Source organism: Arthrobacter sp. Dra40, from assembly GCF_059091905.1.
This window is the reverse complement of the sequence record NZ_JBNHHB010000437.1, coordinates 1-1,998: the sequence shown is the minus strand read 5'-3', so window position 1 is coordinate 1,998 and position 1,998 is coordinate 1. Positions and strand designations below refer to the sequence as shown.

The following is a 1,998-nucleotide window of genomic DNA, read 5'->3' as shown; positions in this document are numbered from 1 at the left end:
ACTAGCGGGTGGTTGCCGCCCGGACAAAGATAAAGTGTGGCGAGAGGAGTCCTGTTATGAGTAATGTGGACAGCTTCGGTTCCAAAGGCGTCTTGAATGTCGCCGGGACCGAATATGAAATTTTCCGGCTGAGTTCCGTAGAAGGTGCCGAGAGCCTTCCGTTCAGCCTCAAGGTCCTGTTGGAGAACCTGCTCCGCACCGAAGACGGTGCGAACATCACGGCGGACCACGTCCGCGCACTGGCCGGCTGGGATCCCGATGCCCAGCCGAATACCGAAATCCAGTTCACCCCCGCCCGCGTCATCATGCAGGACTTCACTGGTGTTCCGTGTGTCGTTGACCTGGCCACCATGCGGGAGGCCGTCAAGGACCTCGGCGGCGACCCGAAGCGCGTCAACCCGCTCGCCCCGGCCGAGCTGGTCATCGACCACTCGGTCCAAATCGACGTCTTCGGCAACTCCAGCGCGCTCGAACGCAACATGGAGATTGAATACCAGCGCAACGGGGAGCGCTACCAGTTCCTGCGCTGGGGCCAGACCGCGTTCGAAGACTTCAAGGTCGTCCCGCCGGGAACCGGCATTGTGCACCAGGTCAACATCGAGTACCTGGCCCGTACAGTCATGACCCGCGAGGTCGACGGCAAGCTGCGCGCTTACCCCGACACCCTGGTGGGCACCGACTCGCACACCACCATGGTCAACGGCCTGGGCGTGCTGGGCTGGGGCGTGGGCGGCATCGAGGCTGAGGCCGCCATGCTCGGCCAGCCTGTCTCCATGCTTATTCCGCGCGTTGTCGGCTTCAAGCTCATCGGCTCCATCCCGGCCGGCGCGACCGCCACCGACGTGGTGCTGACCATCACCGAAATGCTGCGCAAGCACGGCGTGGTGGGCAAGTTCGTCGAGTTCTACGGCGAAGGCGTGGCAGCGGTGCCGCTGGCCAACCGCGCCACCATCGGCAACATGAGCCCGGAGTTCGGCTCCACGGCTGCCATGTTCCCGATCGACGACGTCACCCTGGACTACCTGCGGCTCACCGGCCGCTCCGAGGAAAACGTCGCCCTGGTCGAGGCGTACACCAAGGAACAGGGCCTCTGGCACGATCCGTCCCGCGAACTGAAGTTCTCGGAATACCTCGAGCTGGACCTGTCCACCGTGGTTCCGTCCATCGCCGGCCCCAAGCGTCCGCAGGACCGCATTTCCCTGACCTCCGCCAAGAGCCAGTTCCGCAAGGACCTGCAGAACTACGTTGCCACCGGCAACGAGGACGCCTTGGACGAGGCCCTCGAAGAGTCCTTCCCGGCGTCCGACGTCCCGGCCATGACCTCCACGGTCCGCCACACCGCTGCTGCTGCTCAAGCCGGCGCTGCCCAGGCCAACGAGCGACCCTCCGGGGGTTCGGCCTCACAGGGACGCCACGTCGCCCTGCCCAGCGACGGCCGCACCTCCAAGCGGGTCCACGTCACCATGGAAGACGGGCGCGAGTTCGAGCTGGACCACGGCGCGGTGTCGATTGCATCGATCACTTCCTGCACCAACACGTCCAACCCGTCGGTCATGCTGGCCGCGGCCGTGCTGGCCCGCAACGCCGTGGAAAAGGGCCTGGCCTCCAAGCCCTGGGTCAAGACCTCCATCGCCCCGGGCTCCAAGGTGGTCACGGACTACTACGAAGAGTCCGGCCTGATCCCGTACCTGGAGAAGCTTGGCTTCTTCGTGGTCGGCTATGGCTGCGCCACCTGCATCGGTAACTCCGGGCCGCTGGAGCCGGAAATCTCGCAGGCCATCCAGGACAACGACCTGTCGATCACCTCGGTGCTGTCGGGCAACCGCAACTTCGAAGGCCGGATCAACCCGGACGTCAAGATGAACTACCTGGCGTCCCCGCCGCTGGTCGTCGCCTACGCCCTGGCCGGCACCATGGACTTCGACTTCGAGAAGCAGCCGCTGGGCCAGGACCCGGAAGGCAACGACGTGTTCCTGAAGGACATCTGGCCGAACCCGG

General features: G+C 65.0%; 1 protein-coding gene. It reads left to right on the top strand.

All coding sequences use genetic code 11. The annotated features are described in order from the left end of the window. Positions 1-56 precede the first annotated feature (56 nt). The coding region (gene acnA / locus AC5RWT_RS36900) for an aconitate hydratase AcnA (RefSeq protein ID WP_494084542.1) at positions 57-1,998 on the top strand (1,942 nt) is incomplete at its 3' end.